Annotated in this window: 17 protein-coding genes; 9 read left to right on the forward strand and 8 right to left on the reverse strand. The window is 63.0% G+C overall.

Annotation, left to right across the window (positions count from 1 at the left end):
* Positions 1 to 145: 145 nt before the first annotated feature.
* Together P3C29_RS19730 and P3C29_RS19735 are read left to right on the forward strand one after the other, a co-directional pair.
* A complete protein-coding gene (locus tag P3C29_RS19730; RefSeq protein WP_010166231.1) occupies positions 146 to 1,444 on the forward strand; it encodes a serine protein kinase PrkA in 1,299 nt (432 codons plus the stop codon).
* The gene (locus P3C29_RS19735) at positions 1,437 to 2,225 is read left to right on the forward strand and encodes a VacJ family lipoprotein (RefSeq protein ID WP_003210582.1); all 789 of its coding nucleotides are present in this window, start codon (positions 1,437 to 1,439) and stop codon (positions 2,223 to 2,225) included. The genes P3C29_RS19730 and P3C29_RS19735 overlap by 8 nt, the downstream gene beginning before the upstream one ends.
* A gap of 30 nt (positions 2,226 to 2,255) precedes the next feature.
* On the opposite strand, the gene P3C29_RS19740 is transcribed toward P3C29_RS19735, so the two are convergent.
* From P3C29_RS19740 to P3C29_RS19770, 7 genes are all read right to left on the reverse strand, one after another.
* Positions 2,256 to 4,253, reverse strand: coding sequence for an FUSC family protein (locus P3C29_RS19740; protein ID WP_275965254.1), 1,998 nt, complete (start codon positions 4,251 to 4,253; stop codon positions 2,256 to 2,258).
* Positions 4,254 to 4,325: 72 nt separating this feature from the next.
* Positions 4,326 to 5,309, reverse strand: coding sequence for a GlxA family transcriptional regulator (locus tag P3C29_RS19745; protein ID WP_275965255.1), 984 nt, complete (start codon positions 5,307 to 5,309; stop codon positions 4,326 to 4,328).
* A gap of 34 nt (positions 5,310 to 5,343) precedes the next feature.
* Positions 5,344 to 6,249, reverse strand: coding sequence for a DUF808 domain-containing protein (locus P3C29_RS19750; RefSeq protein WP_010166227.1), 906 nt, complete (start codon positions 6,247 to 6,249; stop codon positions 5,344 to 5,346).
* Between the two features lie 67 nt (positions 6,250 to 6,316).
* The gene (locus P3C29_RS19755; RefSeq protein WP_169385921.1) at positions 6,317 to 7,732 is read right to left on the reverse strand and encodes an efflux transporter outer membrane subunit; all 1,416 of its coding nucleotides are present in this window, start codon (positions 7,730 to 7,732) and stop codon (positions 6,317 to 6,319) included.
* A complete protein-coding gene (locus P3C29_RS19760; protein ID WP_275965256.1) occupies positions 7,729 to 10,860 on the reverse strand; it encodes an efflux RND transporter permease subunit in 3,132 nt (1,043 codons plus the stop codon). Before P3C29_RS19760 ends, P3C29_RS19755 begins: the two co-directional genes overlap by 4 nt.
* On the reverse strand, positions 10,860 to 13,922 hold the full coding sequence (locus P3C29_RS19765) for an efflux RND transporter permease subunit (protein WP_275965257.1): 3,063 nt from the start codon (positions 13,920 to 13,922) through the stop codon (positions 10,860 to 10,862). The genes P3C29_RS19760 and P3C29_RS19765 overlap by 1 nt, the downstream gene beginning before the upstream one ends.
* Positions 13,923 to 13,935: 13 nt before the next feature.
* Entirely contained in the window at positions 13,936 to 15,063 is a 1,128-nt protein-coding gene (locus P3C29_RS19770; protein ID WP_029615731.1) for an efflux RND transporter periplasmic adaptor subunit, read from the reverse strand.
* Positions 15,064 to 15,304: 241 nt separating this feature from the next.
* On the opposite strand from P3C29_RS19770, the gene P3C29_RS19775 reads away from it, so the two are divergent.
* Both P3C29_RS19775 and P3C29_RS19780 read left to right on the forward strand, forming a co-directional pair.
* The gene (locus P3C29_RS19775) at positions 15,305 to 15,910 is read left to right on the forward strand and encodes a TetR/AcrR family transcriptional regulator (RefSeq protein ID WP_275965258.1); all 606 of its coding nucleotides are present in this window, start codon (positions 15,305 to 15,307) and stop codon (positions 15,908 to 15,910) included.
* Between the two features lie 194 nt (positions 15,911 to 16,104).
* The gene (locus tag P3C29_RS19780) at positions 16,105 to 16,563 is read left to right on the forward strand and encodes a transposase (RefSeq protein WP_275965259.1); all 459 of its coding nucleotides are present in this window, start codon (positions 16,105 to 16,107) and stop codon (positions 16,561 to 16,563) included.
* Positions 16,564 to 16,626: 63 nt separating this feature from the next.
* Here P3C29_RS19780 and P3C29_RS19785 read toward each other — a convergent pair whose 3' ends face one another.
* On the reverse strand, positions 16,627 to 17,067 hold the full coding sequence (locus P3C29_RS19785) for a heme-binding protein (RefSeq protein ID WP_169385925.1): 441 nt from the start codon (positions 17,065 to 17,067) through the stop codon (positions 16,627 to 16,629).
* A 267-nt stretch (positions 17,068 to 17,334) separates the two neighbouring features.
* Here P3C29_RS19785 and gcl point away from each other — a divergent pair, with 267 nt between their 5' ends.
* The 5 genes from gcl (at position 17,335) to pyk (ending at position 23,667) form a co-directional block, all read left to right on the forward strand.
* On the forward strand, positions 17,335 to 19,110 hold the full coding sequence (gene gcl / locus P3C29_RS19790) for a glyoxylate carboligase (protein ID WP_010166214.1): 1,776 nt from the start codon (positions 17,335 to 17,337) through the stop codon (positions 19,108 to 19,110).
* A gap of 10 nt (positions 19,111 to 19,120) precedes the next feature.
* Positions 19,121 to 19,903: a hydroxypyruvate isomerase gene (gene hyi / locus P3C29_RS19795; RefSeq protein WP_010166213.1), complete on the forward strand. Its 783-nt coding sequence runs from the start codon at positions 19,121 to 19,123 to the stop codon at positions 19,901 to 19,903.
* A gap of 29 nt (positions 19,904 to 19,932) precedes the next feature.
* Positions 19,933 to 20,823 carry a 2-hydroxy-3-oxopropionate reductase gene (locus P3C29_RS19800; protein WP_275965260.1) on the forward strand — a complete coding sequence of 297 codons (891 nt, stop codon included), beginning with the start codon at positions 19,933 to 19,935 and terminating at the stop codon, positions 20,821 to 20,823.
* A gap of 143 nt (positions 20,824 to 20,966) precedes the next feature.
* Positions 20,967 to 22,262, forward strand: coding sequence for a glycerate kinase (locus P3C29_RS19805; protein ID WP_275965261.1), 1,296 nt, complete (start codon positions 20,967 to 20,969; stop codon positions 22,260 to 22,262).
* Positions 22,252 to 23,667: a pyruvate kinase gene (gene pyk / locus P3C29_RS19810; RefSeq protein ID WP_010166207.1), complete on the forward strand. Its 1,416-nt coding sequence runs from the start codon at positions 22,252 to 22,254 to the stop codon at positions 23,665 to 23,667. Before P3C29_RS19805 ends, pyk begins: the two co-directional genes overlap by 11 nt.
* Positions 23,668 to 23,725: the final 58 nt, after the last annotated feature.

Consider the following 23,725-nt stretch of genomic DNA (forward strand, 5'->3'; position numbering starts at 1 on the left):
CCAAAGTGTATCGTCTGGCTACTATTACCCCGATTCCCACGTTTTTTTCCGACTTTTCGTGCCGAAGGCTGGCACTTCGGAAGCAACGCGGTGGTCATAGCCTGCGAACTCCAACCCAGCACGTTTTCCTCTTAGGGATTTAGTCATGCTCCGTTCCTTGCGCTGTGCGGCCCTGTTGGGCAGCCTTTTTCTGAGTGCGTCAGCACTGGCGGTCGATATTGACCAGGCCAGCTATGGCTACCCTTTGACCAACCCGTTTGAAGCAACCATCGCGACCACCCCGCCCAACCTGCGGCCGGAGTTGCCGTCCGACGATGAAATCAATCAGTCCGACTACACCCTGACGATGCGCCCCGAGCGTGAGTTCAGCCTGCCCGACAACTTCTGGGCGGTGAAGAAACTCACCTACCGCATCGCCAAGCAAGACCGCGCCGCACCGCTGATCTTCCTGATCGCCGGCACCGGTGCACGCTTTGACAGCACCATCAACGAATACCTGAAAAAGCTCTACTACAAGGCCGGTTACCACGTCGTCCAACTGTCGTCCCCGACCAGCTTCGACTTCATCGCCGCCGCCTCGCGCTTCGCCACCCCCGGCATCAGCCAGGAAGACGCCGAAGACATGTACCGCGTGATGCAGGCCGTACGCGCGCAAAACCCGACGCTGCCGGTGACCGACTTCTACCTCACCGGCTACAGCCTGGGCGCCCTCGACGCAGCCTTCGTCAGCAAGCTGGACGAAACCCGTCGCAGCTTCAACTTCAAGAAAGTCCTGCTGCTGAACCCGCCGGTCAACCTCTACACCTCGATCACCAACCTCGACAAGCTGGTGCAAACCGAGGTCAAGGGCATCAACAACAGCACCACCTTCTATGAACTGGTGTTGAACAAACTGACCCGCTACTTCCAGCAAAAGGGCTACATCGACCTGAACGACGCCCTGCTCTACGACTTCCAGAACTCCAAGGAACACCTGACCAACGAACAGATGGCGATGCTGATCGGCACCTCGTTCCGCTTCTCGGCGGCCGACATTGCCTTCACCTCGGACCTGATCAACCGCCGCGGCCTGATCATCCCGCCCAAGTACCCGATCAGCGAAGGCACAAGCCTCACGCCATTCCTCAAGCGTGCGCTGCAGTGTGACTTCGACTGCTACCTCACCGAACAGGTGATCCCGATGTGGCGCGCCCGTTCCGACGGCGGCAGCCTGTTGCAACTGGTTGACCAGGTCAGCCTGTATGCGCTCAAGGACTACCTGCACGACAGCCCGAAAATCGCCGTCATGCACAACGCCGACGACGTGATCCTGGGCCCTGGCGACCTTGGCTTCCTGCGTAAAACCTTCGGCGATCGCTTGACCGTCTACCCCCTGGGCGGCCATTGCGGCAACCTCAACTACCGCGTCAACGCCGACGCCATGCTGGAGTTCTTCCGTGGCTAAATATCTTCTGCTGCTCGCCGCCCTGATGTGCGCGGGCGTGGCCAATGCCGACAACAGCAAGGCCCACACGCCGACCGTAGTGGACTCCGACGGTTTCAAGGAGCCCCTGAGCCATCTCAAATTCAACCCTGGCCTGGACCAGCGTGAGTTCGAGCGTTCGTCGGTCAACGCCCTGAATGTCTACGACCCGCTGGAGTCGTGGAACCGTCGGGTCTACCACTTCAACTACCGCTTCGACCAGTGGGTGTTCCTGCCGGTGGTGGACGGTTACCGCTACGTCACCCCAAGCTTCCTGCGTACCGGCGTCAGCAACTTCTTCAACAACCTGGGGGATGTGCCCAACCTGTTGAACAGCCTGCTGCAGCTCAAGGGCCATCGTTCCCTGGAAACGACCGGGCGCCTGCTGCTCAACACCACCATCGGCATCGCCGGCCTGTGGGACCCGGCCACCGCCATGGGCCTGCCGCGCCAGAGCGAAGACTTCGGCCAGACCCTGGGCTTCTACGGTGTACCGGGCGGTGCCTACCTGGTGCTGCCGCTGTTTGGTCCGTCGAACCTGCGGGACACCACCGGCCTGCTGGTGGACTACGGCGCCGAGACCGAGATCAACTTCCTGAACGTGTCCAAGGTCAGCGAAAACCACCCGGAAATCTGGGCCCTGCGCGCCGTCGACAAGCGCTACCAGACCAGCTTCCGCTACGGCCAGATGAATTCGCCGTTCGAGTACGAAAAGGTGCGCTACGTGTACACCGAGGCGCGCAAGTTGCAGATCGCCGAGTAACGTCCCGTGTAGGCGCTGGCTTGCCAGCGCCTACACCGCGGCCCCCCGCCTGCACCACCTGCGCCACGTAAACTGCAATTGCAGCACCGCCGCCCTGGCCATTTCCCGATCCTGCTCCGCCAATCCCGAAGGCTGCTCCAGCACTTCCAGCAATAGCGCACCCGGTGCATCCAGCAGCGACTCATTCGTCACGCTCGGGCCGCCCTCTTCCAGCGCCGCCTCCAACGCCCGCAAATAGCGATCCCGCTCACTCGCCAACGCACCCCGGCTGCCCGCCAGGCACGCGCGCAGCTCCAGCAACTCGTCCCCCAGATCCAGCCCGAGCAATCCGTTGTCCCAGTGGGCACGCCGATCAGCAGGCAAGGTTTCGCTGTAGCGCGACAGGCGAATCAGCCGGTCCGCCATGCGCCCGCCAAACCAGCTTTCGGCCTGCTCCAAAGGGCGGGAGGTCAGTTGCGCCAGGTCGAATAACGACGCCTTGAACATCCGCCGATAGTGATGCTCGCCAGGATTCAGCTGAATCAGCCGAAACACCACCACGGCAATGCCCACGCCCACCAGCGTCGCGATAGCCTTGTTGAGAAACGCGGCGAAGTCGTAGGTCATTACATTGCTGGGCCCGACGTTATTGACGAAAAAGATGCAGAACGCCGACGCCGTGGCCGCCAGTGTGGGGCGACTCATGCACAGCGACGCCACGAACAGCGGCACACCCAGCGCCAGGCATAACAGCGCAAAACCCTCGAACCCCGGCAGCAACGCAAAGCGCACAACCCCGGCCACGGGGATCGACAGCGCAATGCCCTTGAGGAAATTCAGGCTGGCGGCGGACGGGTTTTCCCGCGCCGCAAACAGGCTCAACACCACGCCACAAATAGACACCGCGCCCAGCCCCGAAGGCCATGCGGTAAAAATCCAGAACGCCGCAACCGCCAGAAATGCCAGTGCACTGCGCAACCCGCCGAGCACGCCTTGCTCGATGTCCCGGTGCCAGGACATCGCCCCCGGCGCGCCGGGCGGCACCCTGCCCTCTTCGACCGCGACCAGCGTCAATGCACTCAGGTCAATCAAGCGCAGCACCTGCGCCAGTTGCATCAGGCAAAAGTGCGCTTCCTGGCCAAGACGCGGATCCTGCAACGCCAGGCCAAGCCGCTGCGACAGTTCGGGCAGGTCTTCGAGGCGCTCTTGCTGCAACGCGCCCGCCACCGCTTCAATCAATGGCACCACGGCGGCCGTCTCATCAAGCATCATCCGCTGGCGCGCCACGCCCCGCGCTGCCCGCAGCAGGCCAAGCAGGTCACGGCTGAGCACCCGCAAGGCCTGGGAGCGGCGCCGGCCCTTGGGCCCTTCAAACCAGGCGTGGTCACGCTGGCTGTCCACGGCTACGAGGCGGCTCAACGCCTCGAGCAGGCCTTTACGCTGATCGTTACCCAACAGCTCCGACGCGGCGGCACGTATCCCGGCCTGCCACGCGGCGCGTGCCTGGACCGCCAGCACCTGCTCGACCCGGCGCGGCCACAAGATCGTGCTGGCGATAGAGGCGCAGAGGATCCCCAGGCTGATCTCCTGGCAGCGCGCCACCGCCTCATCGAACACCCCCAAAGGTGCGGCCGTAGCGGGCAACGCAATAATCGCGGTGGTGTAACCCGCCAGCACAAAACCATAGGACGCGTGATTACGCAGCAAGGATGCGCCCGTGGTGCAAAACGCCAGCCACAGCGCCATGCACAGCAGGAACAACAGCGGTGCCTGGCCCAACACGCCGATCATCGCGATAGAGACCATGGCCCCGACAAACGTGCCCACCAGCCGATAGGCGCCTTTGGCCAGGACCATGCCACTGGTGGACTGGCCCACGATAAACACCGTGGTCAACGCCCATTGTGGTTGCTGCAGGTCGAAACAAAAGGCCAGGTACAACGCGACCCCGCCGGCGATCATGTTGCGCAGGGCAAACAGCAGATCGTTGCGGGACGGGGTCAGCGTCGCTTGCCAGAGATCAGGGAGCTGAAAGGTGGAGGATTTCATGAAACCCGCATATAGATAGCAAGCTAATGATTAGCATCGTATCTATATTTGCCGGGAATGCCAATCTCCCGGCTATTTGACCAACCGCTTTTCCTTGGACGGCCTGTAGCCAAAGTACGCGCTGTAGCACTTGCTGAAATGGCTTGGCGAGACAAATCCGCAGGCCACCAGCACGTCCACCTGGGACAGCTCGGTGTGTTGCAGCAGCCGGCGGGCCTCGGTGATGCGCAGTTCCAGGTAGTAACGCTGAGGCGTGGTGCCCAGTTGCTCCTTGAACAAGCGCTCCAACTGGCGCCGGGAACGGCCCGCGTATACCGCCAATTGCTCAAGCTCCAGGGGCTCTTCAAGGTTGGCGTCCATCAGCTTCACCACCTCACGCAGCGGTGCGCTCAAGCAGATGTTTTCCGTCGGTTTCACCCGCCGGTAACGCGACTCCTCAAACGCCAGGATGTCCTCGATGCCTTCGACCAAGGCTTTGCCGTACAGACCCTTGATCCAGTCCAGCGCCATATGAAACGCGCCGGACGGACTGGAAGCCGTCAGCCGGTCGCGATCAATCACATACGGCTCGCTGCTGACCTGCGTCGCCTTGCAGAACTCGGCCAGGGCCGGGCGATGTTCCGGGTGCACGGCGCACCGGTAGCCGCCAAGCAAACCCGCACGCCCCAGGAACCACGCACCGTTCCACAACCCGGCCAGGCTCACGCCCTGCTCCGAGGCGCTTTTCAGCAGGTGGATGAATTCGTCCGTGGCCTTCAGTTCGGTACGGTAGCCACCGCAGATCACCAGCAGGTCCAGCGCTTTAAGCACTGAATGCTCAAGCCGCGCATCAGGCCGGATCACCAACCCCAGGTCGCTGATCACCTCGCCTTCCTGCAAGCCAAACGTTAACGTGGCAAACGACGCCGGCCGCAGCAGGTTCGCGGTGATCAGCGCATCCAGCGCCTGGGTAAACGCCGGCAGCGAAAAATGTTCGAGCAACACAAACCCCACGCGCACCGTCTGGCGGGCCTCGCCGGGGTTTTCATTCAGATAGCGCAGGTTCTTGCCTTTCATGCCCCCGCTGAATTGCCGTCGCTCGATCAATTGCCTATGCCCTCGCACGCGTCCAGAGCTTGCCCACCACGCTGACAACCGCCAACACCACGGCCCCGGCAATGATCCCCGCCACCGCATTGAGCAACGTCGGCACCAGCCACGCCAGGCCACCGGTGCTTTGGCTCACGGTCTCGATCCAGTGATGCACCACCGGTACGCCATGGGTCAGGATACCGCCGCCCACCATGAACATCGCTGCCGTGCCGATCACCGACAGGCTTTTCATCATGTACGGCGCCGCCCGCAGGATCGCCCCGCCAATGCTGCGCGCCGCCTGACCGGGCTTTTGGGTGAGCCACAGCCCCAGGTCATCGAGCTTGACGATGCCGGCCACCAGGCCGTAGACGCCGATGGTCATGACGATGGCGATGCCCGACAGCACGATCACTTGCTGCATCAGCGGCGCATCCGCCACGGTGCCGAGGGTGATGGCGATGATTTCGGCCGAGAGAATGAAGTCGGTACGGATCGCGCCCTTGATCTTGTCCTTCTCGAACGCCACCAGGTCAGTGGCCGGGTCCGCCACGGCTTCCACCAGGTGCGCCTGTTCTTCGGTGCGCTTGTGCAAGAAGGTATGGGCGAGCTTTTCGAAACCCTCGAAACACAGATACGCGCCGCCCAGCATCAGCAACGGCGTGACCGCCCACGGCGCAAATGCGCTGATCAGCAAGGCCGCGGGCACCAGGATCAGCTTGTTGACGAACGAGCCCTTGGCCACCGCCCACACCACCGGGATTTCCCGCTCGGCGCGCACCCCGGAGACTTGCTGGGCATTCAGCGCCAGATCATCCCCCAGCACGCCCGCGGTTTTCTTCGCGGCCATCTTGGTCATCAAGGCCACATCGTCGAGCACTGCTGCGATGTCGTCGATCAATACCAGCAAACTGCTTCCTGCCATGGCTCGGGCTTCCCGTGATTCAAAGTGCGCCGAGAATAACGCGGCGCACACCGGGTTAGCGAGCCGTTCAGTGCGCAGGGGTTTGCCAGCCGCCGCCCAGGCTCTGTATCAACGCCACACTGCCCTGGCTGAGCTGGCCCTGGGTGTCACGCAGGTTCTGCTCGGCTTGCAGCAACACCAGTTGCTGGGTCAGCACATTCTCCTGGCTGACAGTGCCGGCACGCAATTGCGCCTCCTGGCTGCCGAACAGTTGCCGGTTGCGCTGGTACACCTGCTGGAAGGCATCGGCCTGGGTTTGCAGGTGGTTGATCGCCGACAGGTTGTCTTCGACGTTCTGCAGGGCGCTGAGCACCGTGCCACGGTAGGTCGCGGCGATCTGGTCGTAGCTGGCCTCGGCCTGCCTGACCGCTGCCTCACGGGCGCCGCCGTCGAACAGGGTTTCCGCCAGCGCCGGGCCCAGGGTCCAGATCCGATTGGGCAGCGAGAACAACCCGCCCAGCGCGCTGCCGCGATAACCGGCCTCGGCGGTGAGGTCCAGGGTCGGGAAGAACGCGGCCTCAGCCACGCCGATTTTCGCGTTGGCCGCCGCGGCCGAGCGCTCCGCAGCCACCACGTCGGGACGCCGTTGCAGCAAGGTTGACGGCAAGGTCAGCGGCGGGCGCGGCAACACGAAGGTGTAGTCATCCCGCGCCGCCACGGCGAATTCGCTCGGCGCCACGCCCACCAGCACCGCCAGTGCGTGCTCGTATTGCTCGCGGTCGCGCAGGGAGGTTTGCAGGTCGGCAATCGAGGTGGTGAGCTGGTCCTGGGCCACCAGCAACTGGTCGTTGGTGGCGACGCCCTGGGTGAACTGCACCTGGATCATGTCCAGCAGTTGCTGGTTGATCTTCTGTTGCTGTTGCAGCAGGCGCACGTCGATATCCATCTGCCGCAGGGCGAGGTAGTTGCTCGCCACGCTGGAGCTGATGGACAACCGCACCCCGGCCAGCAACGCGTCGGATTGCTGGGCCGTGGCCTGGCTGGACTCTATCCCGCGCCGTACCAGGCCCCACAGGTCCGGCTCCCAGCTGGCGGTCAAGGTCGCGCTGACGCTGTTCTCGACACCGCCCGAGGTAGTGCTGGATGTACTGCTGCCGCTGCCGCCCACACCCCGCGAACCCGACAGGCCTACGCCGACAGTGGGCCACAACCCGGCCCGGCTGGACGCCACCTGCGCCTGGGCCAGACGGTAGGCCGCCTCCGCCGCGATGATCGACTGGTTGGCCTTGGCCGAGCGCGCCACCAGGTCGTTCAGCACCGGGTCCTGATAGGCCAGCCACCACTGACTGTCCATCGCCCCTTGGGGGTTGGCCGCCGCGCGCTGCCACTGGGCGCCTTCCTTGAAAGTCTGCGGCAGCTCCATGGCGGGCTTCTGGTAATCCGGCCCGACCATGCAGCCGCCGAGCAGCAGGCTGATGCAAAGCACGCTGTATTTCACGTTCATAACCTTGCTTCCTTACGCCGACCCAGGCGCTGTGACGCCCGGTCGAGCCACAGGTAGATCACCGGGGTGGTGTACAGCGTCAGCACCTGGCTGAACAGCAGGCCACCAATAATCGAAATCCCCAACGGCCGGCGCAGTTCCGAGCCGTAGCCGGTGCCCAGCACCAGCGGCAGCGCGCCAAGGATCGCCGCCAGGGTGGTCATCATGATCGGCCGGAAGCGGATCAGGCACGCCCGGCGAATCGCTTCCTTCGCCGTGAGGCCGAACTCCCGCCGCTCGGTGATCGCGAAGTCGATCATCATGATCGCGTTCTTCTTCACGATGCCAATCAACAGAATCACCCCTACCAGCGCAATGATCGACAGCTCGGTGCCGGTCAGCAGCAAAGCAATCAACGCGCCGACACCGGCCGAGGGCAAGGTCGAGAGAATGGTCAGCGGGTGCATCAGGTTTTCGTAGAGGATGCCCAGCACGATATACACCGACAGCAACGCGGCCACGATCAGCAACGGCTCGCTGGCCACCGACGACTGGAACACCTGGGCCGTACCGGCAAACTGGCCCACCACACTGGCGGGCATGCGCAGTTGCTTCACCGCATCGTCCACCAGCGCAGTCGCCTGGCCGATGGACGTGCCGGGCGCCAGGTTGAACGAGACCGTCACCGCCGGGAACGTGCCCTGGTGGCTGATGGAGATCGCCGTGCGCGCCACGGTGTTATCCGCCAGCGCCGACAGCGGCACCAGGGTCTGTTCGGTAGTCAGGCTGGGCGCCGCCGTGGTGCCTTTGGTGGTCGTGGCCTGGGTGCCTGTCGGTACGTAAATGCCCTTGAGCGCCGAAGGGTCGGTCCAGTATTCCGGGGCGATTTCCATCACCACGTGGTACTGGTTGGCCGCGCGATACAGGGTGGCCACCTGGCGCTGGCCAAAGGCGTCGTACAGCGTCTGGTCGACCGCCGAGACACTCACCCCGAGGCGCGCCGCCGTGTCGCGGTTGATCTGCACATTGGCCAGCAGGCTGTTGTCTTGCTGGTCGGTATTTAGGTCGGTGAGTTGCGGCAACTTACGCAGCACCGCCACCACTTTGGGCACCCATTCATCCAGGGATTCCTGGTCATCGGCGGTCAGGGTGTACTGGTACTGCGCGCCACTTTGCCGGCCACCCACGATGATGTCCTGGGCCGACTGCAAATACAGCTTGGTGCCGGGCATGGCGCCGAGGCTGCGGCGAATCTGCCCGATGATGTCGGTGGCATTGTCCTTGCGCTCGCCCAGGGGCTTGAGCAATACAAACATCTGCGCACTGTTGACCGCCCCGCCGCCGCCTCCGCCACCGCCGACAAACCCGGCGACGGTGTCGATATTCGGGTTTTTCATCACCTTGCGGTTGATCTCGGTGAAGTCCTTCTGCATCGCCCCGTAGGAAATGCTCTGGTTGGCCTGGATGCTGCCCTGCAAGCGCCCGGTGTCTTCCTGGGGAAAGAAGCCCTTGGGCACCAGCACGTACAACACACCGGCAAGCACGATCACCAGCACCGTGACGAAGCCCATCAGCACCGTATGGTCGATCACCCAACCCAGGGTGCGATCGTAGAAGCGGTGAAAGCGCGAATCCGGGTGTTCGTTGCCTGCGTGAATTTCTTTCGGCGCGCGCAACAGCACGCTGGCAAGCATCGGCGTGACCGTCAGGGAGATCAGCATCGAGATCACGATGGCCACCGACAGCGATACCGAAAACTCGCGGAACAGCCGCCCGACAATCCCGCCCATCAGCAGCAGCGGAATAAACACCGCCACCAGCGACACGCTGATGGTCAGGACCGTGAAACCCACCTCCTGGGCGCCGGCCAGCGCGGCTTCCACCCGGGTCTTGCCGCGCTCCAGGTGACGCATGATGTTTTCCACCACCACGATCGCATCGTCCACCACAAACCCGGTGGAAATGGTCAGCGCCATGAGGGACAAGTTGTTCAGGCTGTAGCCGAGGAAATACATCGCGCCGAAGGTGCCCAGCAGCGAAAGCGGCACCACGATCGCCGGCACCAGGGTGCTGCGCCAGTCGCGGAAGAAGCCGAACGTCACCAGCGTCACCAACAGGATCGACACCAGCAACGTCACTTCCACGTCGTGCAACGACGCGCGAATGGTGGTGGTGCGGTCCATCAGCAGGTCGAGCTTGATCGTCGCCGGTATCGAGCTTTGCAAAAACGGCAGCGAGGCTTTCACCGCGTCCACCGTTTCGATCACGTTGGCGCCGGGCTGTTTGAACACCACCAGCAACACCGCCGGCTTGCCGTTGGACAGGCCGAAGTTGCGCAGGTCCTGCACATCTTCACGGACGTAGCCGAGGTCGGCGATATGGATCAAGTCGCCGTTGCGCGCCTTGACCACCAGCGGCCCGTAGTCCTTTTCATCGAGCAACTGGTCGTTGGCGGCAATGCCGTAGTTGCGATCGCCGATGGCCACGTTGCCCTTGGGCAGGTTGACGTTGGACGCGTTGATCACCTGGCGCACCTGCTCCAGGCTGACGCCGTACTGGTTGAGCCGGTCGGGGTTCAATTCCACCCGCACCGCCGGCAGCGCGCCGCCACCCACGGTCACGTCACCGACGCCGGTGGTCTGCAACAGCCGCTGCTCCAGCAGGGTCGAAGCCACGTCATACATCTGCCCCGGCGTGGCACTGTCGGAGGTCAGGCTGATGATCAAGATTGGCGAGTCGGCCGGGTTGACCTTGCGGTACGTCGGGTTGCCGGACAGGTCGCTGGGCAGGTTGCTGCGGGCGGCGTTGATCGCGGCCTGAACGTCCCGGGCAGCACCGTCGATGTCGCGGTTCAGGTCGAACTGCAGGATGATCCGCGCCGAGCCAAGGCTGCTGGACGAGGTCATCTGCGTGACCCCGGCAATCTGGCCGAACTGCCGTTCCAACGGCGTGGCCACCGAACTGGCGACGGTGGTCGGGTCGGCGCCGGGCAACGAGGCGCTGACGCTGATGGTCGGGAAATCCACCTCCGGCAGCGGCGCCACCGGCAGCAGCATAAAAGCCAGTGCGCCAAACAACGCGAGGCCGGCTGCCATCAAGGTGGTTGCAATGGGACGGCGAACAAACGGCGCGCTGAGGTTCATCGTCATCAGACCGCTTCAGCCGGGCGGCGGCTGAAACGCTGCCCCAGCCCGTGCATGGCGAGGAAGATCACCGGCGTGGAAAACAGCGTCAGCAACTGGCTGAGCAACAGCCCGCCGATAATCGCGATACCCAGCGGATGGCGCAGCTCCGAGCCGATCCCCGTGCCCAGCGCCAGCGGCACCGCGCCGAACAGCGAGGCCATGCTGGTCATCAGGATCGGCCGGAACCGCAACTCCGCCGCCTGGCGGATCGCCGCCACAGGGCTCAAGCCACCCTCACGCAAGAGTTCCAGGGCGAAGTCGACCATCATGATGCCGTTTTTCATCACGATGCCGATCAGCAGCACAATGCCGATCAGGCCGATAATGTCGAACTGTGTACCAGTCACCAGCAGCGCCAGCAAGGCCCCGAGCGCCGCCGAGAGCAGCGTCGAAAGGATCGTCACCGGGTGCACGAAGCTCTCGTACAGAATCCCCAGCATCAGGTACACCACCACGATCGCCGCCACCACCAGGAACACCTGGTTCGACAGCGACTGCTCGAACGTCGCCGCCGCGCCTTCAAGGTTGGCCTGCACCGACAGCGGCAGACCGACCTTGGCCTCGATGTCCTTGAGCCGCGTGACGGCCGCGCCAAGGGTCTGGCCGGGGGCGAGGTTGAAGGACACGTCGGCATACGGAAACTGACCCAGCCGGTTGATGGTCACGGGGGCACGCACCACCTGCATGGTGGCCATGCTCGACAGCGGCGCGACACCGCCACCGGGAATATCCACGTACAACCCCGTGAGCAAATCCGACAAGTTGCGCGGCGGATGGTCGGTGGCGATCACCACGTGGTACTGGTTGAGCTGGGTATAAATCGTCGAGACCTGGCGCTGGCCGAAGGCGTCGTACAGCACATCGTCGATGGCCTGTGGCGTGATGCCCAGGCGCGAGGCGGTGGCGCGGTCAAACGTCAGCTGGATCTGGTTGCCGAACTGCATCGCCTGGCTTTGCACGTCGGTGAACATCGGGTCTTGCTTGATCGCCGCCAGCAGCCTGGTGGTCCACTGCTCCAGCTCGTCCGGGTCGGTGGCTTGCAGGCCCAGGCGGTAGCTGGTGGTAGACACCGTGGCGTCGAGGGTCAGGTCCTGCACCGAGTGCAGGTACAGGCGGATGCCGGCGTCGTCGGCGTTGGCATCGGAGAGCCGGCGGATCACGTCGGTGGCGCTGTCACGTTCGCCCCGGGGCTTGAGGTTGATCAACAGGTTGCCCTGGTTGATGGTCGGGTTGGTCTGGTCGATCCCGACAAACGACGACAGGCTTTGCACCGCCGGGTCCTTGAGGATCCGGGCGGCGAGGCGCTGTTGTTCGGTCTGCATCTGCTGGAACGAAACCGTCGGCGCCGCCTGGGAAATGCCCTGGATCAGGCCGGTGTCCTGGTCCGGGAAAAAGCCCTTGGGCATGATCACCAGCGTCACCAGGGTCAACGCAGCAGTGAGCACCACCGAAATCAGCGTGAGCGTGCGGTGCGCCAGCACCCAGTCCAGGCCGCGTACGTAGTGGGTGTTGATGCGGTCGAAGAAATCCGCACGGCGTTCTTCATGCTTATTCTTGAGCATCCGCGCGCACATCATCGGCGTCAGGGTCAGGGAGATGAACGCCGAGATCACGATGGTCACGGCCACGGTCATGGCGAATTCGCGGAACAAGCGGCCGACCACATCGCCCATGAACAGCAGCGGGATCATCACTGCGATCAGCGCAATCGACAGCGAAATAATCGTGAAGCCGATTTGCTCCGAACCCTTGAGTGCAGCCTCCAGCGGTGAGTCGCCGGCCTCGATATAGCGCGTGATGTTTTCGATCATCACGATGGCGTCATCCACCACAAACCCGATGGCAATCGTCAGCGCCATCAGCGTCAGGTTGTTCAGGGAGAAGCCCAATGCATAGGCCACCGCCAGGGTGCCCACCAGCGTCAGCGGAATGGTGACGGCGGGAATGATCGTGGCCGGCACGTTGCGCAGGAACGCGAAAATCACGATCACTACCAGCGCGATGGCCATGGCCAGTTCGTACTGCACATCGGTGACCGAGGCGCGGATGGTTTGGGTGCGGTCAGTCAGCACCGCGACCTTCAAGGTACCCGGCAAACTCGCCCGCAGCTTGGGCAGCAATTGCTGCACGCGGTCGACCACTTCAATCACGTTGGCGCCGGGCTGGCGCTGGATATTCAGCACAATCGACGGCGTGCTGTTGGTCCACGCGGCCTGACGCGGGTTCTCCGGGCCCTGGGTGGAACTGGCGATCTGTGACAGGCGAATCGGCGCGCCGTTTTTATAGGCGATTACCAGGTCGCGGTATTCCTCGGCCGATTGCAGCTGGTCGTTGGCACCAATGGAATAGGCCTGGAACTTGCCATCGATATTGCCCTTGGCCTGATTGACGTTGGCGGTGCCGAGGGAGCTGCGCAGGTCATCGATGGACAGGCCCAGGCTATTGAGCGCCGAAGTGTTCGCCTCGACCCGCACCGCCGGGCGTTGGCCACCGCTGATGGTTACCAGGCCGACGCCGGTGATCTGCGAGATTTTCTGCGCCAGGCGTGTGTCCGCCAGGTCTTCGACCTTGGTCAGCGGCAGCACATCGGAGGTCAGGGACAGGGTCAGCACCGGCGCATCCGCCGGGTTGACCTTGCTGTACACCGGCGGGTACGGCAGGTTGGCCGGCAAGAAGGTCCCGGCAGCGTTGATCGCGGCCTGTACTTCCTGTTCGGCGACGTCCAGGGATAGCGACAGGTCGAATTGCAGGGTCACCACCGAAGCGCCGTCGGAGCTGGTGGAATTCATGGATTTAAGGCCCGGCATCTCGCCGAGTTGGCGCTCCAGCGGTGCGGTGATGGAAGAACTGACCACGTCCGGGCTGGCGCCGGGGTATTGGGTGAAGACCTGGATAGTCGGGTAATCGACTTCGGGCAATGCCGACACCGACAGCAAGTGATACCCCAGCATCCCCAGCAACAGCACCGCGACCATCATCAAGGTGGTGGCGACGGGACGTTCGATAAAGGGCCGCGAAATGTTCATGCTCGGCAGCTCCTCACTGGGCGACGACCTTCACGGCCGAACCGTCATCCAGCTTGTCGGCGCCTTCGGTGATCACCTGTTCGCCGGGCTTGACCCCGCTTTCGAGCACCGCCGAGATGTCGCCCATGGACGGGCCGGTCTTGATGTTGCGCAGGCTGGCCTTGTCGCCGTTCACCACGAACACGAAATCACCCTTGCTGCCATGCTGGATCGCCCGCGTGGGTACCACGGCAACCTGGGTCAGGGTGTCGGCTTTCAGGCGCGCATTGACGAACTGGTTGGGGAACAGCGCATTGCCCGAATCGTCGAACTGCGCCTTGACCTTGATGGTGCCGGTGGTGGTATCCACCTGGTTGTCCAGGGCCAACAGGCTGCCGGTGGCCAGCAAGGCTTTTTTATTGCGGTCGTAGGCCAGCACCGTCACGGCGCCACGGCCCAGGGCTTGATTGATTGCACCCAAGTCGTCCTCGGGGACCGCGAACACTACCGTGGCCGGGTTCATCTGGGTGATCACCACAATGCCGGTGGTGCTGGTGGTAGTGACATAGTTGCCCGGGTCTACCAGGCGCAGGCCCACCACGCCGTCGACGGGCGAGGTGATGGTGCAGTAGCCGACCTGCACTTCAAGGTTCTGCACATTGCCCTGGTCGGCGGCCACGGTGCCCAGTTGTTGCTGGACCAGCGAGGCCTGGGTATCGACGGTTTGCTGGCTGGTGGAGCCGGCCTTGACCAGTTCGCGGTAGCGCACCAGATCGCGCTGGGCGTTGCTCAACACCGCCTGGTCGTGGGCCAGGGTGCCCTTGGCCACGGCCAACTGGGCCTTGAGGGCACGGTCATCGATGCGCGCGATCACCTGGCCCTTGGTGACATGCTGGCCTTCCTTGAACGCCACGCTGCTGAGGATGCCATCGACCTGGGTGACCACCGTCACACTGCGGGTCGGGGTGACGGTGCCGAGTGCATCGATGTACACCGGCACGTCCTGCAACACCACCGGCACCACGGCCACCGGTTCGCCGGTGGCGGGCGGCCTGCCTTTGTGCCCACCTGCAAAGAAGTGCAAACCCAGGGCAATCAACACCGCTACCAGTAACAACGTGCCAACTACCCAGGCGAACGTACGTCGTCTGCTTTTCTCCACGGGTTTCTCTCTCGAACGCCGAAATCAGGAAGGGGCGGCCCGGCTAAATGGCCGCTCGCTGCCTGAACTCTAGCAGCGCGCTCGGGCCGTGCCTGTACGACCGTGAATGCGTTCAGCATCAAGACAGACAAAGTCAGCTGGGCGCCCCACCGTGCAAGGGCTGCAGCACGATTCTTGAGCCCTGCGCAAAGCCGGTGCTACCATGCCCGACCGCCTGTCTTGGCAAGGAACGACCTGGTCTATGAGCACCATTCGCGAGCGCAACAAAGAACTGATCCTGCGGGCTGCCAGTGAGGAGTTTGCCGACAAGGGCTTCGCCGCGACCAAAACCAGCGACATCGCCGCCAAGGCGGGGCTGCCCAAGCCCAACGTCTACTACTACTTCAAGTCCAAGGACAACCTCTACCGCGAGGTGCTCGAAAGCATTATCGAGCCGATCCTGGCCGCCTCCACGCCGTTCAATCCCGAGGGCGACCCTTCGGCCGTACTGAGCGGCTACATCCGCTCGAAAATCTGCATCTCCCGGGATCTGCCGTTTGCCTCGAAAGTGTTCGCCAGCGAAATCATGCACGGCGCCCCGCATTTGAGCGCGGAGCAGGTGGACCAGTTGAATGCCCAGGCCAAACACAACATCGACTGCATCCAGAGCTGGGTGGACCGGGGGCTGATTGCGCCGATTGACCCGCATCATCTGATGTTCAGCATCTGGGCGGCGACGCAGACCTACGCGGATTTTGACTGGCAGATTTCAGCGGTGACCGGGAAAGCCAAGCTGGATGAAGCGGATTATGAGGCGGCGGCGCAGACGATTATTCGGTTGGTGCTTAAAGGGTGTGAGCCGGACTGAAGAGCATCGCAGGCAAGCCAGCTCCCACAGTGGATTTGTGCCAGACACAGAATGTATGAACGACAGAGATCCACTGTGGGAGCGGGCTTGCCCGCGATAGCTATCTCCAGGACACATCCTGCCAAAACCTGGAACACCCCTTAAAACATTCCCATCTAGCCTTTCAGAACTCACTTCTGCAAAGGGGCAACGGAATGCCTGATCTACCCGCATCATGTCGTCTGCGCACAGGGCGCTATAACGAATCCAACCGCATTTATCTTCTGACCAGCAACACACTGCATCGCGAGCCCATATTCAGCGACTTCAAGCTGGGAAGACTGGTGGTGCAGCAGTTCAGAATTGCGCAGAACCAACGTCTGGCAACCTCATTGGCCTGGGTGGTAATGCCTGATCATTTCCACTGGTTGATTTCACTGGAAAACGGTTCTCTGGCTGACCTGATGCGCCAGGTCAAATCCAAAAGTACTCGAATCGTAAATGCTGTTGCCGGGCGTCAAGGGCGCCTTTGGCAACCGGGCTTCCATAACCATGCCGTGCGGCGTGAAGAAAGCCTTGAGGGCATAGCCCGGTACATCGTGGCCAATCCCCTGAGAGCGGGTCTCGTGAAGAAATATGGCGACTACCCTCTGTGGGATGCGATCTGGCTTTGACTGTAGACCGGGTCGCCGCCATCGCGGGCTTGCTCGCGAAGAGGCCCGCACAGTCACCTCAAATCAAGCAGTAACCCCCGCATCCGCCCACAACCCCTGCCCCTCGATCGCACTGATCGCACACTGTTCATCAATATCCGACGTATCCCCGCTGATCCCGATCGCGCCCAGCACCACACCCTCCTGATCCCGAATCAACACCCCGCCCGGCGCCGGCACCACGCTGCCTTGCCCCAGGCTGTTCAACGCCGCAATAAACGCCGGCCGCTGCTGCGCATCCAGCGCCAGCAAGCGCGAGCCCTTGCCCAGGGCAATTGCGCCCCAGGCCTTGCCGATCGCGATCTGCGGGCGCAGCAGGCTCGCACCATCTTCGCGCTGCAACGTAATCAAATGCCCGCCGCTGTCGAGTACCGCAACGGTCAGCGGCGCTGCCGAAATGGTGCGGCCTGCCGCGATGGCGTGGCTGGCCAGGTTGACTGCGACTTTCAAGGTTAAAGCGCTCATGGGTGCCGTCCTTATCTTGTTATGGGAAAGCCGTGGGGCTCTGTCTGATCAGAAGCTCGATCAAACAAATAGAACACAATAGATTTATTTTTTGTATACAATATTTTGAAACATGCGCACCACACGTCGAAATATTCCTGTCCAGAAGGCTTCCGACGAACGTAAAGGCCACCCAAGAAAATGGATTGACCTGCCCCGCTCGCCGTGAATACACTTCGGACAAACACCACTTGTATACAATTACAAAACGCAAGAGGCACCAAAACCATGAGCAAAATGAGAGCAATCGAAGCCGCTGTCCTGGTGATGCGCCGTGAAGGGGTCGACACCGCCTTCGGTATCCCGGGCGCCGCGATCAACCCGCTGTATTCGGCCTTGCAGAAGGTCGGTGGCATCGATCACGTCCTTGCTCGCCACGTTGAAGGCGCCTCGCACATGGCCGAGGGCTACACCCGCACCAAGGCCGGCAATATCGGCGTGTGCATCGGCACTTCGGGCCCGGCGGGCACCGACATGGTCACCGGCCTGTACAGCGCCTCGGCCGACTCGATCCCGATCCTGTGCATCACCGGCCAGGCGCCGCGGGCACGGATGCACAAGGAAGACTTCCAGGCCGTCGACATCACCAGCATCGTCAAGCCGGTGACCAAGTGGGCGACCACCGTCCTGGAACCCGGCCAGGTGCCGTATGCCTTTCAGAAAGCCTTCTATGAAATGCGCTCCGGCCGCCCGGGCCCGGTGCTGATCGACCTGCCGTTCGACGTACAAATGGCCGAGATCGAATTCGACATCGACGCCTACCAGCCGCTGCCCCTGGCCAAGCCACTGGCCACCCGCATCCAGGTGGAAAAAGCCCTGGCCCTGCTGGACCAGGCCGAACGCCCCTTGCTGGTGAGCGGTGGCGGCGTGATCAACGCCGACGCCAGCGAGCTGCTGGTGGAGTTCGCCGAGCTGACCGGCATCCCGGTGATCCCGACGCTGATGGGCTGGGGCACGATCCCCGACGATCACCCGCAGATGGTGGGCATGGTAGGCCTGCAAACGTCCCACCGTTACGGCAACGCGACGATGTTGAAATCGGACGTGGTGCTGGGCATCGGTAACCGCTGGGCCAACCGCCACACCGGTTCGGTGGAGGTGTACACCGAGGGCCGCAAATTCATTCACGTGGACATCGAGCCGACGCAAATCGGCCGCGTGTTCACCCCGGACCTGGGCATCGTGTCCGACGCCGGTTCCGCCCTGACCCTGTTCATAGAAGTAGCCCGCGAGTGGAAAGCCGCCGGCAAGCTCAAGGACCGCAGCGCCTGGCTCCACGATTGCCAGCAGCGCAAGGCCACCCTGCACCGCAAGACCCACTTCGACAACGTGCCGGTCAAGCCGCAGCGGGTGTACGAAGAGATGAACCAGGTGTTCGGCAAAGACACCTGCTACGTCAGCACCATCGGCCTGTCGCAGATTGCCGGCGCACAGTTCCTGCACGTCTATAAGCCACGCCACTGGATCAACTGCGGCCAGGCCGGCCCGCTCGGCTGGACCATTCCGGCCGCGCTGGGTGTGGTCAAGGCTGATCCGACCCGCAAGGTTGTCGCGCTGTCGGGCGACTATGACTTCCAGTTCATGATCGAAGAGCTGGCCGTGGGCGCGCAGTTCAAGCTGCCGTACATCCACGTGGTGGTGAACAACTCCTACCTGGGGCTGATCCGCCAGGCCCAGCGCGGGTTTGAGATGGACTACTGCGTGCAGCTGTCCTTCGACAACCTCAACGCGCCGGAACTCAACGGTTATGGCGTCGACCACGTGGCCGTCGCCGAAGGCCTGGGTTGCAAGGCCCTGCGCGTGTTCGAGCCGGGTCAGATCCAGCCTGCACTGCGCAAGGCTCAGGAGATGATCGAAGAGTTCAAGGTGCCGGTGATCGTTGAAATCATTCTGGAGCGGGTGACCAATATTTCCATGGGCACCGAGATCAACGCCGTCAACGAATTCGAAGATCTGGCACTGGTGGGCAACGACGCGCCGACCGCCATTTCACTGCTCGATTAAGGAGAACCCCATGCCGCGTTTCGCCGCCAACCTGTCCATGCTGTTTACCGAACAGGACTTTCTTGCCCGTTTCAAAGCCGCCGCCGACGCGGGGTTCAGTGGTGTGGAATACCTGTTTCCCTATGAGTTCAGCTCGGCTGAAATCAAGGCGCAACTCGATGCCCACGGCCTGACCCAAGTGCTGTTCAACCTGCCGGCCGGTGACTGGGCCAAGGGCGAGCGCGGCCTGGCGTGCCACCCGGACCGGGTCGAGGAGTTCCGCGCCGGGGTCAACCTGGCCATCGCCTACGCCCAGGTGCTGGGCAATACCCAGATCAACTGCCTGGCGGGGATTCGCCCGGCCGGCGTGGATGACGCGACGCTGGAAAAAACCTTCGTCGCCAACCTCAAGTACGCCGCCGACAAGCTGCAAGCAGTGGGCATCAAGCTGGTGATGGAAGCCATCAACACCCGCGACATCCCGGGTTTCTACCTGAACAACACGGCGCAGGCCCTGTCGATTCGCGAGCAGGTGGGCAGTGCCAACCTGTTCCTGCAGTACGACATCTATCACATGCAAATCATGGAAGGCGACCTCGCCCGCACCATGGCGAACCACTTGGATGAGATCAACCACATCCAGCTGGCGGACAACCCGGGGCGCAACGAGCCGGGCACCGGTGAGATCAACTACCGCTTCCTGTTCGAACATTTGGACCGCATTGGTTATCAGGGCTGGGTCGGCTGTGAGTACAAGCCGTTGACCACCACCGAAGCGGGTTTGGGTTGGCTCAAAAGCCACAATGCGATCTAACCCACAAAAACAATAAGAGGATTTTAATCATGGCTAAAATCGGATTTATCGGCACCGGCATCATGGGCCAACCCATGGCCGCCAACCTGCAAAAGGCCGGGCACCAACTGTTCCTGTCCGAGCATCACGGCAAGGCCCCGGCTGAACTGATCACCGCTGGCGCGGTGGCCCTGGCCAACCCGCAGCAAGTGGCCCAGGAAGCCGAATTCATCATCGTCATGGTGCCCGACACCCCGCAGGTCGACGACGTGCTGTTCCGTGCCGACGGTGTGGCCGCAGGCCTGGGGCCGAACAAAGTGGTGATCGACATGAGCTCGATCTCGCCCACCGCCACCAAGGCCTTCGCCGCGAAGATCAACGAGACCGGCGCACGCTACCTCGACGCCCCGGTGTCCGGTGGTGAAGTCGGCGCCAAGGCCGGCACCCTGAGCATCATGATCGGCGGCGACCCGCACACCTTCGAACGCGCCCTGCCGCTGTTCCAGGCCATGGGCAAGAACATCACCCTGGTGGGCGGCAATGGCGATGGCCAGACCGCCAAGGTGGCCAACCAGATCATCGTCGCCCTGAACATCCAGGCGGTGGCCGAAGCGCTGCTGTTCGCCTCGAAGAACGGTGCCGACCCGGCCAAGGTACGGGAAGCCCTGATGGGAGGTTTTGCTTCGTCGAAGATCCTCGAAGTGCATGGCGAGCGCATGATCAAGGGCACCTTCGATCCGGGCTTCCGCATCAACCTGCACCAGAAGGATTTGAACCTGGCGTTGGCCGGTGCCAAGGAGTTGGGGATCAACCTGCCCAACACCGCCGGCACCCAACAGGTGTTCAGCACCTGCACGGCCATCGGTGGCGGCAACTGGGACCACTCGGCGCTGATCAAAGGCCTGGAACATATGGCGAATTTTTCGATTCGCGATAAGTAACGCCCGCCCTTCCCTGTAGGAGCCGGCTTGCCGGCGATGAGGCCACCCGCTTCACCGCCAGCCTTCAGGCCGCCATCGCCGGCAAGCCGGCTCCTACAGTTTTTGCATTGCCTCTAATAACAAGAATCCCCGGGAGCCCGCTTATGTCGGTCGATCCGCAACACCTGCTTCGCGAGCTGTTTGCCACAGCCATCGACGCTGCCCACCCCCGGCAAGTCCTCGAACCCTATCTGCCCGCCGACCGCAGCGGCCGTGTCATCGTGATCGGTGCCGGCAAAGCCGCCGCCGCCATGGCGCTGGTGGTGGAAAACTGCTGGCAAGGAGAAGTCTCGGGCCTGGTGGTCACCCGCTATGGCCACGGTGCACCCTGCAAGAAAATCGAAGTGGTCGAAGCCGCACACCCGGTCCCGGATGCCGCCGGCCAAGCCGTGGCCAAGCGCGTGCTGGAGTTGATCAGCAACCTCAGCGAAGACGACCGCGTGATTTTCCTGCTCTCCGGCGGTGGCTCTGCGCTGCTCGCCCTGCCCGCCGCTGGCATCACGCTGGCGGACAAGCAAGCGATCAACAAAGCCTTGCTCAAATCCGGCGCCACCATTGGCGAGATGAACTGCGTGCGCAAGCACCTCTCGACAATCAAGGGTGGCCGCCTCGCCCGGGCAAGCTGGCCGGCCACGGTCTACACCTACGCGATTTCCGATGTGCCGGGCGACCAGGCCACGGTCATCGCGTCGGGCCCTACCGTCGGCGACCCGAGCACTTCGCAACAGGCGCTGGCGATCCTCAAGCGCTACCAGATTGAAATCCCGGCGTCGGTGCGCACCTGGCTGCAAAGCCCGGAGTCGGAAACGGTCAAGCCCGGCGACCCGGTCCTCGCCCGCAGCCATTTCCAGTTGATCGCCCGCCCCCAACAATCCCTGGAAGCGGTGGCGGTGAAAGTCCGCCAGGCCGGCTTCAGCCCGCTGATCCTCGGCGACCTGGAAGGCGAGGCGCGGGACGTGGCCAAGGTGCACGCCGGCATCGCCCGGCAGATCATCCAGCACGGCCAGCCGCTGGCGGCGCCTTGCGTGATCCTTTCCGGCGGCGAAACCACCGTCACCGTGCGCGGCAATGGCCGTGGCGGGCGCAATGCCGAATTCCTGCTGAGCCTCACCGACAGCCTCAAGGGCCTGCCCGGCGTCTACGCCCTGGCGGGTGACACCGACGGCATCGACGGCTCCGAAGACAACGCCGGGGCGATCATGACGCCCACCAGCTACGCCCGCGCCGAAGCCCTGGGCCTGAGCGCCAGCGATGAGCTGGACAACAACAATGGCTACGGCTATTTCGCGGCCCTCGACGGCTTGATCATCACCGAGCCGACCCGCACCAACGTCAACGATTTTCGCGCCATTCTGATTCTTGAAAGCCCTGAAAGAGAGTCCCCCGAACATGACGCCTGACAAGAAGGTCAAAATCCTCGCCACGCTGGGCCCGGCCACCGACAGCATTGACGACATCCGTGAGCTGGTGGAAGCCGGGGTGAACATCTTCCGCCTGAATTTCAGCCACGGCGATCACGCCGATCATGCCCAGCGCTACCAGTGGATTCGCCAGGTGGAGCGCCAGCTCAACTATCCCCTTGGCATCCTCATGGACCTGCAAGGGCCGAAGCTGCGGGTCGGGCGCTTTGCCGAAGGCAAGGTACAACTGATTCGCGGCCAGGCCCTGCGCCTGGACCTGGACCCGACACCCGGTGACCAGCGGCGGGTAAACCTGCCGCACCCGGAAATCATCGCGGCCCTGCAGCCCGGCATGGACCTGCTGCTGGACGACGGCAAGCTGCGCCTGCGGGTGATCACCAAGCATTCCGAGGCCATCGACACCACCGTGCTCAATGGCGGCGAACTGTCAGACCGTAAAGGCGTGAACGTGCCCCAGGCATTGCTGGAACTCAGCCCGCTGACCGCCAAGGACCGCCGCGACCTGAGTTTCGGCCTGGAACTGGGTGTGGACTGGGTGGCGCTGTCGTTTGTGCAACGCCCGGAAGACATCCGCGAAGCCCGTGAATTGATCGGCGACAAAGCCTTCCTGATGGCCAAGATCGAAAAGCCATCGGCGGTGCAGCGCCTGCAGGAAATCGCCGAGTTGAGCGACGCAATCATGGTCGCCAGAGGGGACCTGGGGGTGGAAGTGCCGGCGGAAAGCGTGCCGCAAATCCAGAAAGACATCATTGGTGTCTGCCGCCAGTTGGGTAAACCGGTGGTGGTGGCGACGCAGATGCTTGAGTCGATGCGCTTCTCCCCGGCGCCGACCCGCGCCGAAGTCACCGACGTGGCCAACGCAGTGGCTGAAGGGGCGGATGCGGTGATGCTGTCGGCGGAAACCGCTTCCGGCGAATACCCGCTGGAAGCCGTACTGATGATGAGCAAGATCATTCGCCAGGTGGAAAACGGCCCGGATTACCAGGCCCAGCTGGACGTCAGCCGGCCCAAGGCTGAGGCCACGGTGTCGGACGCCATCAGCTGCGCGATTCGCCGCATCAGCAGCATCCTGCCGGTGGCGGTGCTGGTGAACTACAGCGAGTCCGGCACCTCCAGCCTGCGGGCGGCGCGGGAACGGCCAACGGTGCCGATCCTGAACCTGACGCCGAACCTGTCCACGGCGCGACGCTTGAGCGTGGCGTGGGGCGTGCACTCAGTGGTGAATGACCGGCTGCGGCAGGTGGACGAGGTGTGTTCCACGGCGCTGGAAATTGCCCAGGCACAAGGTATGGCGCAGCGCGGGGACACGTTGGTGATTACCGCGGGGGTGCCGTTTGGGCAGCCGGGCTCGACCAACTCGCTACGGATAGAGACGTTGATCTAGCGCCTGTAAGGGCCTCATCGCGGGCAAGCCCGGCTCCCACATTTTGATTTGTGAACCC

Source organism: Pseudomonas sp. 1912-s, assembly GCF_029269205.1.
Lineage (GTDB): Bacteria > Pseudomonadota > Gammaproteobacteria > Pseudomonadales > Pseudomonadaceae > Aquipseudomonas.

Coding starts and splice junctions, on each gene's coding strand:
- P3C29_RS19730 (WP_010166231.1), top strand. CDS start 146: ATGCTCCGTTCCTTGCGCTGTGCGGCCCTGTTGGGCAGCCTTTTTCTG.
- P3C29_RS19740 (WP_275965254.1), bottom strand. CDS start 4,253: ATGAAATCCTCCACCTTTCAGCTCCCTGATCTCTGGCAAGCGACGCTG.
- P3C29_RS19745 (WP_275965255.1), bottom strand. CDS start 5,309: ATGAAAGGCAAGAACCTGCGCTATCTGAATGAAAACCCCGGCGAGGCC.
- P3C29_RS19750 (WP_010166227.1), bottom strand. CDS start 6,249: ATGGCAGGAAGCAGTTTGCTGGTATTGATCGACGACATCGCAGCAGTG.
- P3C29_RS19755 (WP_169385921.1), bottom strand. CDS start 7,732: ATGAACGTGAAATACAGCGTGCTTTGCATCAGCCTGCTGCTCGGCGGC.
- P3C29_RS19760 (WP_275965256.1), bottom strand. CDS start 10,860: ATGACGATGAACCTCAGCGCGCCGTTTGTTCGCCGTCCCATTGCAACC.
- P3C29_RS19765 (WP_275965257.1), bottom strand. CDS start 13,922: ATGAACATTTCGCGGCCCTTTATCGAACGTCCCGTCGCCACCACCTTG.
- P3C29_RS19775 (WP_275965258.1), top strand. CDS start 15,305: ATGAGCACCATTCGCGAGCGCAACAAAGAACTGATCCTGCGGGCTGCC.
- P3C29_RS19780 (WP_275965259.1), top strand. CDS start 16,105: ATGCCTGATCTACCCGCATCATGTCGTCTGCGCACAGGGCGCTATAAC.
- P3C29_RS19785 (WP_169385925.1), bottom strand. CDS start 17,067: ATGAGCGCTTTAACCTTGAAAGTCGCAGTCAACCTGGCCAGCCACGCC.
- gcl (WP_010166214.1), top strand. CDS start 17,335: ATGAGCAAAATGAGAGCAATCGAAGCCGCTGTCCTGGTGATGCGCCGT.
- hyi (WP_010166213.1), top strand. CDS start 19,121: ATGCCGCGTTTCGCCGCCAACCTGTCCATGCTGTTTACCGAACAGGAC.
- P3C29_RS19800 (WP_275965260.1), top strand. CDS start 19,933: ATGGCTAAAATCGGATTTATCGGCACCGGCATCATGGGCCAACCCATG.
- P3C29_RS19805 (WP_275965261.1), top strand. CDS start 20,967: ATGTCGGTCGATCCGCAACACCTGCTTCGCGAGCTGTTTGCCACAGCC.
- pyk (WP_010166207.1), top strand. CDS start 22,252: ATGACGCCTGACAAGAAGGTCAAAATCCTCGCCACGCTGGGCCCGGCC.